Raw genomic sequence first — 12,817 nt, 5'->3', positions numbered from 1 at the left:
TCATCTCAGCTCTCCTCCGCCCGCGCCTGACGCGCGAGGTACGTGATGATGAACGAGATCGCGAGCAGGAAGATCACGACCGCGATCGCGGACCCGTAACCCAGGTTCACCAGCGTGAACGCCTGCTGGAACATGTACGTGCTGAGCAGCTGCGTCGAGTCGTACGGCCCGCCGCGGGTCATCGCCCACACGATGTCGAACGTGCGCAGCGAGTCGATGACGGTGACCGCGAACACCACGGTGTTGACCCCCCGTAGCTGCGGCATGACGATCCGCCAGAACCGCTGCCACGCGTTCGCTCCGTCGACCGCGGCGGCCTCCTCGAGCGAGACGTCGCAGCTCTTCAGGCCCGCCAGGTACAGCACCATGATGTAGCCGACCTGCCGCCAGACCGCGGCCACCAGCACCGCGTACAGGGCGAGGTTCGGGTCGGCGAGCCACTGCCGGGTGAGCGAGTCCTGGCCGAGCAGGCGCAGGGTCGCGTTGATCGGCCCGTCCGGCTGGTACATGACCCGCCAGAACAGCCCGGTCACGGCCAGCGAGACGACCATCGGCAGGTAGATCGCGCTGCGGTACAGCGCCACCCCGCGGCCGGGCTTGTTCAGCGCGACCGCGAGACTCAGCCCGCCGATGACGGACAGGCCGCCGAAGCCGAAGATCCAGATGACGTTGTTGCCCAGCGCGGTGCGGAAGATCGGGTCCGCGGCAAGGTCACGGTAGTTCGCCAGCCCGACCGGCTCGGCGGCGCCGATGCCGTTCCAGTGGGTCAGCGACAGCGAGAAGCTGTTCGCGGCCGGCCAGAACACCCAGAACAGCTCGATCGCGAGCGGCACCAGCAGGAACGCCCACACGATCGGCGGCACCCGCGCCATCGGGCCGCCCGGCCGACGGCGGCGCGCCGCCGGCTCGGGCGACGGCGGGGTCTGGTCCGCGGCGAGCGCCCGGCCGGCCTGATCGATCATGACGCGAACACCGTCTTCGCGGCCGCCTGCCAGTCCTTCAACGTGCGGGTGATGTCGGACGGGTCGGCGAGGAACTTCGTGAGCGCGGTGCTCGCGGTCTCCTGCAGCGCGTCGGAGGAGTCACGGTTGAAGAACTGGGTGACCTCTTTCGTCTCGGCGAGCAGCTTGATGCCCTTCTGGACGATGGGCGAGAAGCCGGACGTGTCGACGTCGGGCGAGGTCGGCAGGCTCGTCGAGCCGGAGTCCTTGGCGTACTTCTCCTGCGACTTGGCCGACGCCAGGTAGCTGAGCAGCTGCTTCGCCCCGTCGGGGTTGCGGCTCTTGGCGGCCGCGAAGAAGCCGTCGGTGGGCGCCTCCTCCGCGCTGGGGATCGACGGGTCGATGGTCGGGACCGAGAAGAAGTCCAGGTCGTCCTGCTGGTCCTTGGGGAAGTACGGGATGCAGAACGCCCCGATGAGGTACATCGCCGACTTGTTCTGGATCATCGGGGTGGCGCCCTCCTGCGCCGAGTAGGACGCCTGGTTCGGGTCGAAGTACGGGATGATCCGCTTGTACTGCTCCATCACGTCGACGACCTTCTTGTCCGTGAACGAGTGCTTGCCGGTGAGCAGCTCGCGGTGGTACTCCGCGCCGTTGACGCGCAGGTCGAGGTAGTCGAACCAGCCCGACGCCATCCACGGGGTGGACCCGACCCCGTTGGCGAGCGGGTACACCTTCTTCTTGGCGAGGGTGTCGCACACGCCGATGAACTCGTCCCAGGTGGCCGGGACCTCGACGCCCCACTTCGCGAACGAGGACTTCTTGTAGAAGATCGACCACCAGTAGTAGCTCGTCGGGACGAAGATCTGGCTGCCGTCCTTGGCGCTCGACAGGCTCTTGAGCGAGTCCGAGAAGCCCGCGCACGCGCCGTCGCCCTTCCACAGGTCGGACACGTCGAGCAAGAGTCCCTGCTCGGCGTAGTCCCGCGCGACGGATCCCGCGTACCAGGACAGCACGTCCGGCGGGGTCGAGGAGGTCAGGTAGGTGGAGAGCTGGGCGCGGAACTGCTCGGTCGCGACCGAGTTCATGGTGGTCTTCGGTCCGCCGAACGCGTTCACCAGGTTCGCCAGCGCGGCCTTGGGTGCCTCGTCCTGGATGGAGTTCTGCAGCGTGAGGGTGGTGGTCGACGCCGATTTGGTGCTGGACGCGCCGGACCCGGTTCCGACGCAGCTGGAGAGCACCGCGGCGCCTCCGACGGCGGCCGTGCTGAGCAGGAAGCTACGGCGGGTGAGCTCGAACTGAGGGGACATCTCTACCTCCGGTGCGCCGTCGTTGGCGCGGTCGGGTCGTGCTGGATGGGAAGTGGGCGCTGTCAGGTCGTGAACAGCCCGTTGCATTCGCGTTGGAGTGCGACGTCGTGCCACATGGGGTGCTGCGGTGCGGCGTTGGAGCAGACGACGGTCCCCCACGCGCCGACCCGCTTGGACTCGAGGGCGGCGAAGCGGCACAGCTCGGCGCCGCGGGGCCCCTCCTCGAACGTGCAGTCCCTGGGCGTGTACCCGACCCAGCCTTCGCCGAACACGAGGCCGGCGCCGTGCGCGGCTGCCCAGTCCGCCGCGACGTCCATCCAGAGGGTCAGCTTCTGGCGCATCGCGAGGTGGTGCGGCGGGTAGCGCTCGTCCAGCCAGGCATCGACCCGCGCGGGGTCGCACCAGTCGTGCACGTACACCTCGGGCCGGCACATGATCGAGGCCTGCTCGCGCCACGCGGCCGCGGCCGGGACCGACCAGGCTGCGATGCCGGGGGCGTCCGGGCGCAGCAGCTCGCGCGCCCGCTCGTCGTCGAAGTCCTCGACCGGTCCGCGCAGCCCGAACTGATGGACGAAGTCGTCCAGGACGCCATAGACGTACGGGTGCACGACGAGCACGTCGATGTTCTCCGGGATGCCGCGCATCGCGGCCACCGGAACCGCGCCGTAGTTGACCGAGCACAGCCGGCCTGGGTGCCGGTCGTGGAACAGGTCGACCGCCGGTTCGAGGCGCTCGCGCAGCGCGACGACGACGTCGGCGCCCGAGCCCGCGAGCCCTTCGGTGAGGTGCCCGATCTGCACCTCGTTGTGCAGCTCGGTGAACACCAGGACGTCGTCGAGCCCCTCGGCCACGAGCAGGTCGACCAGGTCGGCGTGCGCCTCGGCGAGGCGCATCGGGCGGTCCTCGGGCGGCACGGCCGCGAGCGTGTCGAACCAGGCGCGGTCGGCCGCGAAGACCGGGCTCTGCTGGAACTCCCAGGACGACGCGATGATTCTGACGTCGTGCCGCCGGGCCGCCCGGAACAGCTCGAGCAGGTGCGCACGGGCGTCGATCGTCGTGCTCCCGGCGACGTCGTACCAGCGGGTCGCCCGCCCGTAGCCGCCACCGAGCGGCCCGAGCTCGAGCGCGGTCGTGTCCAGCCCGGAACCGAACAGCAGGAACGGCATCGCGCAGATCCGCACAGTGTTGTAGCCGCGCTCGACCGCCTGCGCGAAGGCCGCGTCCAGGTCCTCGAACGGCTCCCCCGGTCCGGTGCGCACGTACCAGGAGAAGTCCCACAGGGTGATCGTCAGGGCGCTGGGTGCGCCCGTGGACGGGGTGAAAAGTTTCATGCTCCGACTCCAGCCGTGAGAAGCGCAACGGGTTGCGCGAGGAGAAACTGCAGGTCAAGGGCATCGAGGTGATGGGGGCAGTCGACCAGCAACGCATCGAGCAGCTCGCCGGCGAGCCCCTCGTCGCCGTCGAGCACGGCGAGCTGGGCCCGCACGAACCGCGCGCGCCGGCCGCGGGCGACGTCGGGGTCCTGGGCGAAGAGCAGCAGGTCCGGCAGCGACGTCGCGAAGTAGTCGACGACGGCGCCCGTGGTCCCCAGCTCCGCGGCGAACGCGCGCAGCCGGGCGGTGCGCTCGCCAGCCCGGTCGTGGGCGCCGAGCCGGTGCAGCGCGAGCACCCCCCAGAACGTCGCCTCGCTGTGCTCCTCGGCACGCATCACCTGGAAGTCGCCGCTCGCGGCGGCCGCCTCCCAGGCGGCGCGCGCCTCGTCGTCGCGACCGGTCAGGGCGAGGGCGTCGCCGAGCAGCAGGTGCAGGTTCGCCGTGCTGGCGAGCGGGTGCCGCGCCTCGCCGAGCGAGGCCGGCGGTTCGAGCGCCGCGAGCAGGTGGCGCGCGGCGACCACCGGCTCACCGGCACCGAGCGCGTGCACCGCCAGGCGGGTGCCCGCGCGTTCCCAGGCGCGCAGCACCTGGCCCTCGCCGCCCTCCCAGGGCTGGAAGGTCCGCCCGGCCAGCAGGTCGCGGGCCTCGCCCTCGCGGTCGGCGCTGACCAGCAGGTTCGCGAGCTGCACGCTCGCGTCGTGCCGCTGCGCGACAAGGTCCGAGTGGGCGAGCAGGGTGTCCAGCCGGGCCGCGACCGACAGGCCGCGGCGCTCGTCGAGCTGGTCGCTCTCGTAGCGCAGCCGAGCGTCGCGCGGCGCGACCGCGAGCGCGCGGTCGTACGCGTCGCGCGCCGCCTCGGGGCCGTCCCCGTGGTCGTGGCTCGCCAGCCCGATGTTGCGCCACACGACAGGGTCGTCGGCGTGCAGCGCGGCGCTGCGGCGCCACCGGTCGAGCGCGTCGCCATGCCGCCCGACCGAGTACAGCCAGTGGCCCAGCAGGGCATGCAGCCGGAAGTCGTCTGGCCGGTGCGCGGCCTCCCGATCGAGCGCGAGAGCGTCGTCCAGGCGCCCGGGGAAGCAGTGCGTCGCATCAGCCCCCTGCCCGACGTCGGCCGCCCGCTCGGCCCGCGCAGGTCGCCCGGACCGGCGCAGCAGGTCGGCGCGGTGGTAGGAGATGAGCGCGCCGGCGGCGGCCTGGCCGCTCGGACGGTGCGCCTCGCGTTCGAGGGCCCGGTCGAGCAGGCGCCCCGCGGCGTCGAGCTCGCCGATCCCGGCCTGCTCGAGGGCGACGTCCAGCACGATCTGTGCATCCGCGCTCGGGTCGAGACCGTCCAGGTCCCGCAGCCACGCGTCGAGCCGGTCCAGGGCCCGGGCCCGTCGCAGCTCGTCCTGGGCGGCGTCGAGCCGGCCCAGCCGGCGCAGCACGACGACCCTCAGGGCGAGTCCCTGGAGGTGCTCCGGCTCGGCGCGCAGGACGTCGTCGAGCCGCGCGAGGGCGGACCGGTCACGGCCGGCTGCCGCGTCCAGGCGGGCCATCCGGTACCCCGCCGGGGCTCGCCACTGACGGGTCCAGGACGCCCTGCCGTACGCCACGAGCGCCTGCGCCGGGCGCCCGGCGCGTTCGTGCACGAGGCCGAGCAGGTAGCTCGCCGAGGTGTCGGACGCGTTCGGGTGCAGCGCGGTGAGCCGCGCGACGGCGCGGTTGAACAGGTCGGTGGCGGCGGCGAGGTCGCCGCGGCGGTACGCGCGCTGCCCGAGCCCGACCAGGCTCGCGGCGTGCCCGGGATCGCGACGCAGCGCCTCGCGCCAGTACGGCTCCGGGGACCGGGTGGCGTGCCGGTAAAGCTCGAGGTGCTCGGCGATGGCGGCCAGCTCCTCGACCGAGTCGACCCGGTCCGGCGCGGCAGGCTCCCTCGCCGGCTCGACGTCGGGCAGCGCGCCGAGCTCCGCTGTGGTCGTCCAGGCGACGAGCTCGGCGCCCTCGTGCAGGACGCGCACGGTCAGGCCGGGCTCAGCGAGTGCGCCGGCGGCGAGCGGCACGTCGAGCATGTGCGGCTCGCCCGCGTGCAGGTCGACGCGCAATCCGTACAGCGGCCTCCCGCCGGGGGCGAGGACCTCGATCTGAGCGCCCGCACGCGCGGAGGTCGCGAGCACCCCGACCCGGGCGACGCCGGCGGCGGTATCGACCTGGAGCCGGACGGCCGCGTCGACGTTGGCGCGGTCGACCGGGCCGAGCTCGCGGATCGGGTACCAGTACTGGGAGAACACCTTCGTCTCGCCCGGGGCCAGGTAGGAGAAGTCGGGCTGGTTGTCGGTGAACACGCCGGCCATCAGCTCGACGTACGCCGCGCCGTCGTCGGCCAGGTTGCGGTGCCAGGCGTCGCCGAACGCGGAGCTGCCCCAGGTCCACTGCTTCTTGCCGCCCGAGAGGTGGTGGTCCGCGACGTGCACGAAACCCGCGCGGCGCGCGTGGTCGTAGCCGCCGAAGAAGTCCTCGTCGCTGCCCAGGCACATGTATGACGTCGGCACCGGGATGTTGCGGAACCACCCGAGGAGGTCCCCGGTGACGGGGGTGCCGTCGCTCGCGAGGCTTGCCCGGTCGGCGCGCGCCGGGTAGTCGATGCCGTAGTACGGCCGGTCGGCGCGCGGGAACGCGGTCACGGCGCGCTTCGCGTGGTCGGCGACGACCCGCACGTCACGCGGGAAGAACGACTCGTAGTCGTCGTCGACGCGGGCCGCGACGTTGGCCCACCACAGGAAGGTCTGGGTCAGCTCGCTGCGGTTGTACAGCCGGACCCGGAGCTCGACGACGGTGCTGTCGGGGCGCAGCCGGAGCCCGTGCATGCCCTTCATCCGCGCGAACGGGTCGTGGTCCGAGCACCACACGGTGACGGCGCCGTCGGCCTCGTGCTCGAGCTCGACGTCCATCGGCAGGAAGGTCCCCGGGCGGTGGTGCTGCGGCCAGTTGAACTCGACGCCGCCCGCGAGCCACGGGCCGGTGAGCCCGACGAGGGCCGGCTTGATGACCGGGTTCGCGTAGAAGAAGTCGTAGCCGGTGGACCGCTCGCGCGCCACGTGCACCCGCCCGCCGAGCTGGGGCAGGATCACCAGCCGCACCCACGGGTTCTCCAGGTGCACCGCGTCCCAGACGACCGGGACCTTCTCGGCGCGGATGCGGTCGTAGAACGGTAGCGGGTACACCCGGCCCGACGAGCCCTGGTAGACCCGCCGGTCGAGATAGGCGGGGTAGCGGTCGGGATCCGCCGGCAGGTAGGTGTCGATGGTCATCGGCTGCGCCCACGCGGCGACGGGGGCCCCGGCCTGCGCCGCGGGGCGCTCCGGGAGGTCGAGCAGGGACTCGGCGTTGAGCATGGCTCGACGCTACGTTCGGGTCCGGGTGCGAAAGAATGTCCGATTCGATCGAGACACCTGGATCTTTCGATGATCGTTCTTCGATGTGTAAGGTGCGACGGGTGCGACTCAAGGACGGTTTTCCCGGGGAGCGCCTGCGCGTGCTGCCGCGCCCGACAATCGGCGCCGCCCTCGCGAGCGACCTCACGTCACGGCTGCTGGTCACCGACGCGGGCTACTTCCCGACCGCGCGCCTGCACGGGCGCCAGCGCAAGAACGGCGCCGACGGCGCGATCCTCATCGTGTGCACGCGCGGCGTGGGGCACTGCCGGGTGGGTGACCGGCTCAGCACCGTCGGCCCCGGCCAGGCGCTGGTGATCCCGCCGAACCTCGCGCACGCCTACTGGGCGGACGACGACGACCCATGGACGATCTGGTGGTTGCATGTCGTGGGCGGCGATCTCCCGCACTTCTTCTCCACGCTGGGGGTCCCCGGCGACGAGACGGTCGTCGACCTGCACGACCCCTACCGCGCGGTGGAGCTGATCGAGTCCGCCGTCGCCGCGATGGAGCGCGACGACACCCTGCCGAACCTGCTCACCGCGACCGGCGCCGGCTTCGCGCTGCTCGCCCTGCTCGCGGCCGACCGTGCGGCCGGCAGCCCCGGCGGGTCCCAGGTCGTGCGCCAGGCGCAGGACCACCTGCGCCGCAACCTCGCCGCGCGCACCAGCGTCCCGGAGCTGGCCCGGACCGCGAGCCTGTCGGTGCCGCACTTCTCCGCGCTGTTCCGCGCCGCGACGGGCGGCGGGGTCGTGGAGTACACCAAGCGGCTGCGGATGGCGCGCGCCTGCGAGCTGCTGCTGATGACGAGCCGCGGCGTCGCGGAGATCGCCGAGTCGGTCGGCTACCCCGACCCGTTCTATTTCTCCCGCCAGTTCCGCACCGTGCACGGCACCAGCCCCACCACCTACCGCGACCAGCACGCCCGTGACTCGCTGACCCCTCCGCCGAGAGTGGAGTAACCGCCCGCTCGAAGCGCCTCGCGAGGGCGGCTACTCCACTCTCGGGCAAGAGTTGTCGCATTGGTGTTTGGGAAGCCTTGACCTGTGTTGCCCTGGCGGCTAACTTTCGTACATCGATGTAGACGGGTCAACGTTCGTGCGGATGAAGTTGCAATGTCGCGCTTTGGGAGGCCAGGCGATCCGTCGCCTCGACCGCTCCTCGCATGGCTATTACCAGGATGGTGTGCGCCTTTAACGGTTCCCCTCGGATGGATCCGGGGGATTTCCAACTCAGGCCGCACCAGCAACATCCTCGGAAGGAGGCTCCTGATGTCTGACGCCCTCGACACTGGTGTGGCCCCGTTCTGCCACAGCCAGGATCACCCTGGCAGCGTTCACGTCCCGGCCTGCGGTGAAGCCGCAGGTCGAGCACGTGAAGGTTCGTTGGCCCAGTTCGAGGTGCCGCTTGGCTCTCGCAAAGCACCTCGAGCAGGTCATGGTCGTGTACGCGGGCTGAACCAACACCACCTGTCGGCCAGCCCGCACACCACGGTAGATGAGCTCCCGCTTCGCCGCACCGATCGCCGCATCAGCGGCCTTCCTCGCCATGGTGGACTTCGCGAGGAACTTCGGTCTGAAGTCCTCCACAGCGATCAGCTGGTGGGCCTCGACAATCCTCTTGGCCCAGATACGCGCGTCGTACTGAACTTGCCGGGCGCCCTTCTTGTGCAGCACCGCCGCCTCGTGGCGCTTTCGCAGGTACCCGTTGGACTGCACCTTGTTCGCGCGGTGCCGGCGCGCCATGCGCCGCTGCGCTTTCGCGAGGGCTTCGGCGGACCGTTTGCGGTGCTGGGAGTGCGGCAGGTCGAACACGGGATTGGTGGTCGATGCCGTGGCGCTCACGCCCCAGTCCACACCGATCCGCCCCTCAGCGGCCGCCGCCTGTTGGGCGTCGCGGCGCACCACGAACGACGCGTACCAGTGCCCGAGGGTGTCCTGAAAGACGCGGACGCTCGTCGGGTCGGACGGCAGGTCCCTGGACCACACCACCGGGACGGTGACGCCCTTAGGCAGGACCAGGCGCCCGTCTCTCACGGCGAACCCACGAGTCGTGTACTCGAGGGACGGCAGGGACTTCTTCCGCGCCTTGAACTTCGGGCGCCCGCACCCCTTGACCGCGAACGACTGGTCGAGGCTCCGGGCGTAGTCGCGCAGGGTCTGCTGCTGCGCGACCTGCGACCCCTCCCGCAACCAGGCGTGCGCCCCGCGAGCTTCGGTCAGGAGCTTCGACAGCTTCCCGAACGTGGGCTTGCGCGAAGTCTTGGACTGGTTGACGGCTTCGTTCCACAGAAACCGGCACCGGTTCCACTCGCAGATCAGCGCGGCCTCAGCCTGCGCACCGGGGCGGAGGCGATACGTGTACCGAACCGTCTCAATGGGCATAAATCAACCATACCGGGTAGCACTGACGTTCGATCGAAAGGACCCAGCGTGTCGCTAACCAAGCAGAAGCACCCTCACCTCCCCATGGCTGAAGCCAGAGGTTTCGCGGGCATACTCTGATGAACGACCGTCTCCGCATCTCGATCCCGTCCGGGCTCTCCCGCCGGACCTTCCTCGGCGGTGCGCTCGCCGGCGCGGGGTTCGCGGCCCTCGCCGGCTGCTCGACGCCGCTCGCCGCGGGCCTCGTCGCGGCCCCGCTGGCTGCCGGCACGCTCCAGTACTGGAACCTGTTCGGCGGCGGCGACGGCGTCCGCCAGCAGCAGATGCTCGATGGCTTCCAGAAGGCCTACCCCAAGGTCGGCCTCGAGGCCACGACCTGGGCGTGGGGGAACCCGTACTACACGAAGCTGGCGCTGGCGACCGTCGGAGACAAGCCGCCGGACGTCGCGGTCTCGCACCTGACCCGCATGAAGACGCTCGTCGAGGCGGGGCTGCTGACCGAGCTCAAACCAGCGGACCTGGCCCGACACGGCTTGAGCGCCGAGCACTTCACCCCGCGGGTCTGGGAGGCAGGTCTGGTCGACGGGAAGGTGTACTCGATCCCGCTCGACACCCACCCCCAGGTGATGTTCTACAACACGGACATCTGCAAGAAGGCCGGGCTGCTCAACAAGGACGGCTCCCTGGTCTCGATGGACGGGGAGGGCGCGTTCGCCGACGCGCTCGAACGCACCCAGAAGGTCACCGGCCAGTTCGGCGCGACCAGCCCGGTCAACGGTTTCCGGGTCTTCGCCACCCTGTACGCGCAGCTCGGCGGCAAGCACATCGTCGACGACGGCGGGACCAAGGTCGTCATCGACAAGGACCGGGCGCTGAAGGTCTTCACGTACTGGCGCTCGCTCACCGTGGAGAAGAAGCTCATCGCAGCCATCGAGTACCAGGCGTCGATCGCGACCTTCGCCACCGGCGCATCGGCCTTCCACTTCAACGGGGAGTGGGAGATCACCACGTTCCAGACGGCCAAGATGCCGTTCAGCATGACGCTGTGGCCGAACGTCTTCGGCGGGCCGTACGCCGTCCAGGCCGACTCGCACACCTTCGTGCTCCCGAAGCAGCAGCACGACCAGGCCCAGCTCGACAAGTCGCTCACGTTCATCAAGGCGATGCTCGACCAGTCCCTCACCTGGTCCGAGGGCGGCCACATCCCGGCGTGGCAGCCGACGCTGACCAGCCCGGGCTACGCAAACCTGACGCCGCAGTCCAACTACGCCGCGGCGGCCGACGGCGCGATCTACGACGACCCGGGCTGGTACTCGGGCTCCGGCTCGAACTTCGAGAACATCGTCGGCGCGTCGATGGGCGCCGTCGAGCAGGGGCAGCTCTCACCAGAGGCCGCGCTCGCCCAGATGATCCCGAAGCTCACCGTGCTCGCCAACACGCCGTCACCGGTATGACCGCGACGCGAACGACGTCGACCCGAACAACGCTCCGATGCAGGAGGCTCCCGTGACCACAGTCCAGACCGTCGAGACGACCCGCGCCCGGAGCGCGGGGCGCGGGGCACCCGACCGCGACCGCCGACGTCGGGTCGGCAACCAGACCCCGCCGCTCACCGCGCTCGGTTTCCTCGCTCCGTTCCTGATCCTGTACATCCTGTTCATCATCGGACCCGCGCTGTACGGGCTCTTGATGAGCTTCTTCAACACCAGCCTGGTCAAGCCCGGGCTGGGCACCTTCGCCGGTCTGGACAACTATGCCGAGGCGTTCGGCAGCCGCGAGTTCTGGCAGTCGATGTGGCACACCATCTACTTCGCGCTGCTCACCACCCCGCCGCTGGTGATCCTGGGGTTGGTGTTCGCGTGGCTGGCCGAGCGGGCCACCCGGGGCAAGGCGTTCTTCCGGGTCGCGTTCTTCACGCCCTACGTGCTGCCCTCGGCCGTGATGGCGCTGATCTGGGTGTGGCTCTACGCACCGATCATCGGGCTGCTCACCAAGTTCGTCACGCTGATCGGGCTCACCGCGCCCGGTTGGCTCAGCGACCCGCACTGGGCGATGCCGTCCCTGGCGCTGGCCACCGTGTGGTGGACGCTCGGCTTCAACTTCGTGCTGTACCTCGCGGGGCTCGGGGAGATCTCCCGCGAGCTGTACGAGGCCGCGTCCATCGACGGTGCCAGCCCGCTGCAGCAGCTGCGGCTGATCACGCTGCCGCTCCTCGCCCGGACCACCACCCTCGTCGCGGTGCTCCAGTTCATCGCCTCGCTGAAGGTCTTCGACCAGATGTTCATCATGACCCAGGGCGGTCCGAACTACGCCACCCGCTCGGTCCTGCAGTACATCTACGACAGCGGCTTCACCGACATGCGCACGGGGTACGCCGCGGCGGCGTCGACCCTGTTCTTCATCGTGGTGCTGATCGCCTCTGCCGTGTGGCTCGTCATCACCCGCCGCCAGAACGAGGAGAGCTGACCGTGACCGCTTCGACCACCGACCTCGATCTCGACCGGCGCACCGCATTGGCCATCGCGTTCGAGCGTCGCACGGCCCGCCGGAACAAGATCTTCAACCGGGTGTGCGCGGGCGTGCTCATCTTCTTCGCGCTGCTGTGGCTCATCCCGCTGCTGTGGGCCGTCGACACGTCGTTGAAGCCGAACGTCGAGACCACCGTCACGACCTGGCTGATCGACAACCCCACGTTCGCCGCCTACCAGGCGCTCTTCTCCCGCGGTGACATCTGGAACTGGTACGCGTCGAGCTTCATCACCTCGGCGGTCACGGCGGCGTGCACCGTGCTCACCGCGAGCCTGGCGGCGTACGCGCTGTCCCGGATGCGGTTCCGGTTCCGCGAGCTGGCGTTCTTCTTCATCCTCGCCGGCATCATGATCCCCGGACAGGCGCTCGTCGTCCCGCAGTTCCGCCTGGTCGACTCCCTCGGCCTGCTGAACACCTACTGGGCGGTGATCCTGCCGCAGATCCCGCTCGCCGTCGCGGTCTTCATCTTCAAGCAGTTCTTCGACGGGCTGCCCCGCGAGCTGGAGGAGTCCGCCCGGCTCGACGGCGCGAGCCCGTTGCGGATCTTCTCGCGGATCATCATGCCGCTGACCCTGCCGGTGGTCTCGGCGGTGTCGATCTTCACGTTCGTCTGGACGTGGAACAACCTGCTGTGGCCGCTGCTCGTCGTGAGCAACCCGCAGCTGATGACGATCCCGGTCGGGATCGCCACGGTGCAGGGCGCGTTCGGGATCCGCTACGCGGACACGATGGCGTCCTCGATCCTGGCAGCCCTCCCCCTGGTGCTCCTGTTCCTCTTCTTCCAGCGCCGGATGGTCGAAGGCATCGCCGGCACCGGCCTCAAGGGCTGACCCCCGCCCCGAGTTGTCAGCCCGAGCGCGGTCCCTGGTG

The 12,817-nt window shown here is 70.2% G+C and carries 9 protein-coding genes; 4 read left to right on the top strand and 5 right to left on the bottom strand.

Going from position 1 to position 12,817, the window contains the following annotated elements; genetic code table 11:
- Nucleotides 1–5: 5 nt before the first annotated feature.
- From VIM26_RS21065 to VIM26_RS21050, 4 genes are all read right to left on the bottom strand, one after another.
- Entirely contained in the window at nucleotides 6–962 is a 957-nt protein-coding gene (locus VIM26_RS21065; protein WP_331954907.1) for a sugar ABC transporter permease, read from the bottom strand.
- The gene (locus tag VIM26_RS21060; protein ID WP_331954905.1) at nucleotides 959–2,251 is read right to left on the bottom strand and encodes a substrate-binding domain-containing protein; all 1,293 of its coding nucleotides are present in this window, start codon (nucleotides 2,249–2,251) and stop codon (nucleotides 959–961) included. Before VIM26_RS21060 ends, VIM26_RS21065 begins: the two co-directional genes overlap by 4 nt.
- A gap of 62 nt (nucleotides 2,252–2,313) precedes the next feature.
- The gene (locus tag VIM26_RS21055) at nucleotides 2,314–3,582 is read right to left on the bottom strand and encodes a cellulase-like family protein (RefSeq protein ID WP_331954904.1); all 1,269 of its coding nucleotides are present in this window, start codon (nucleotides 3,580–3,582) and stop codon (nucleotides 2,314–2,316) included.
- The gene (locus VIM26_RS21050; protein ID WP_331954902.1) at nucleotides 3,579–6,995 is read right to left on the bottom strand and encodes a DUF5107 domain-containing protein; all 3,417 of its coding nucleotides are present in this window, start codon (nucleotides 6,993–6,995) and stop codon (nucleotides 3,579–3,581) included. The genes VIM26_RS21055 and VIM26_RS21050 overlap by 4 nt, the downstream gene beginning before the upstream one ends.
- A gap of 101 nt (nucleotides 6,996–7,096) precedes the next feature.
- Here VIM26_RS21050 and VIM26_RS21045 point away from each other — a divergent pair, with 101 nt between their 5' ends.
- On the top strand, nucleotides 7,097–7,996 hold the full coding sequence (locus tag VIM26_RS21045) for an AraC family transcriptional regulator (protein WP_331954900.1): 900 nt from the start codon (nucleotides 7,097–7,099) through the stop codon (nucleotides 7,994–7,996).
- A gap of 270 nt (nucleotides 7,997–8,266) precedes the next feature.
- Here the strand turns inward: VIM26_RS21045 and VIM26_RS21040 are convergent, their stop codons facing one another.
- Nucleotides 8,267–9,418 (bottom strand): transposase, encoded by a 1,152-nt coding sequence (locus VIM26_RS21040; protein ID WP_331954898.1) that lies wholly within the window; start codon nucleotides 9,416–9,418, stop codon nucleotides 8,267–8,269.
- A gap of 119 nt (nucleotides 9,419–9,537) precedes the next feature.
- Between VIM26_RS21040 and VIM26_RS21035 the strand changes: the two genes are divergently transcribed.
- From VIM26_RS21035 to VIM26_RS21025, 3 genes are read left to right on the top strand one after another with little or no spacing between them, the layout of a single operon-like run.
- Nucleotides 9,538–10,872 (top strand): extracellular solute-binding protein, encoded by a 1,335-nt coding sequence (locus tag VIM26_RS21035; RefSeq protein WP_331954896.1) that lies wholly within the window; start codon nucleotides 9,538–9,540, stop codon nucleotides 10,870–10,872.
- Nucleotides 10,873–10,924: 52 nt separating this feature from the next.
- Nucleotides 10,925–11,884: a sugar ABC transporter permease gene (locus tag VIM26_RS21030; RefSeq protein ID WP_331954894.1), complete on the top strand. Its 960-nt coding sequence runs from the start codon at nucleotides 10,925–10,927 to the stop codon at nucleotides 11,882–11,884.
- 2 nt (nucleotides 11,885–11,886) lie between these two features.
- Nucleotides 11,887–12,777: a carbohydrate ABC transporter permease gene (locus tag VIM26_RS21025; RefSeq protein WP_331954893.1), complete on the top strand. Its 891-nt coding sequence runs from the start codon at nucleotides 11,887–11,889 to the stop codon at nucleotides 12,775–12,777.
- Nucleotides 12,778–12,817: the final 40 nt, after the last annotated feature.

This window comes from Pengzhenrongella sp., from assembly GCF_036565025.1.
Classification (GTDB): Bacteria; Actinomycetota; Actinomycetes; order Actinomycetales; family Cellulomonadaceae; genus Pengzhenrongella.
This window is presented reverse-complemented; position numbering and strand designations above follow the sequence as displayed.

Bases quoted from the DNA above. Each gene is read 5' to 3' on its own strand.
- VIM26_RS21065 (WP_331954907.1), bottom strand. From the start codon at position 962: ATGATCGATCAGGCCGGCCGGGCGCTCGCCGCGGACCAGACCCCGCCG.
- VIM26_RS21035 (WP_331954896.1), top strand. From the start codon at position 9,538: ATGAACGACCGTCTCCGCATCTCGATCCCGTCCGGGCTCTCCCGCCGG.
- VIM26_RS21050 (WP_331954902.1), bottom strand. From the start codon at position 6,995: ATGCTCAACGCCGAGTCCCTGCTCGACCTCCCGGAGCGCCCCGCGGCG.
- VIM26_RS21055 (WP_331954904.1), bottom strand. From the start codon at position 3,582: ATGAAACTTTTCACCCCGTCCACGGGCGCACCCAGCGCCCTGACGATC.
- VIM26_RS21040 (WP_331954898.1), bottom strand. From the start codon at position 9,418: ATGCCCATTGAGACGGTTCGGTACACGTATCGCCTCCGCCCCGGTGCG.
- VIM26_RS21060 (WP_331954905.1), bottom strand. From the start codon at position 2,251: ATGTCCCCTCAGTTCGAGCTCACCCGCCGTAGCTTCCTGCTCAGCACG.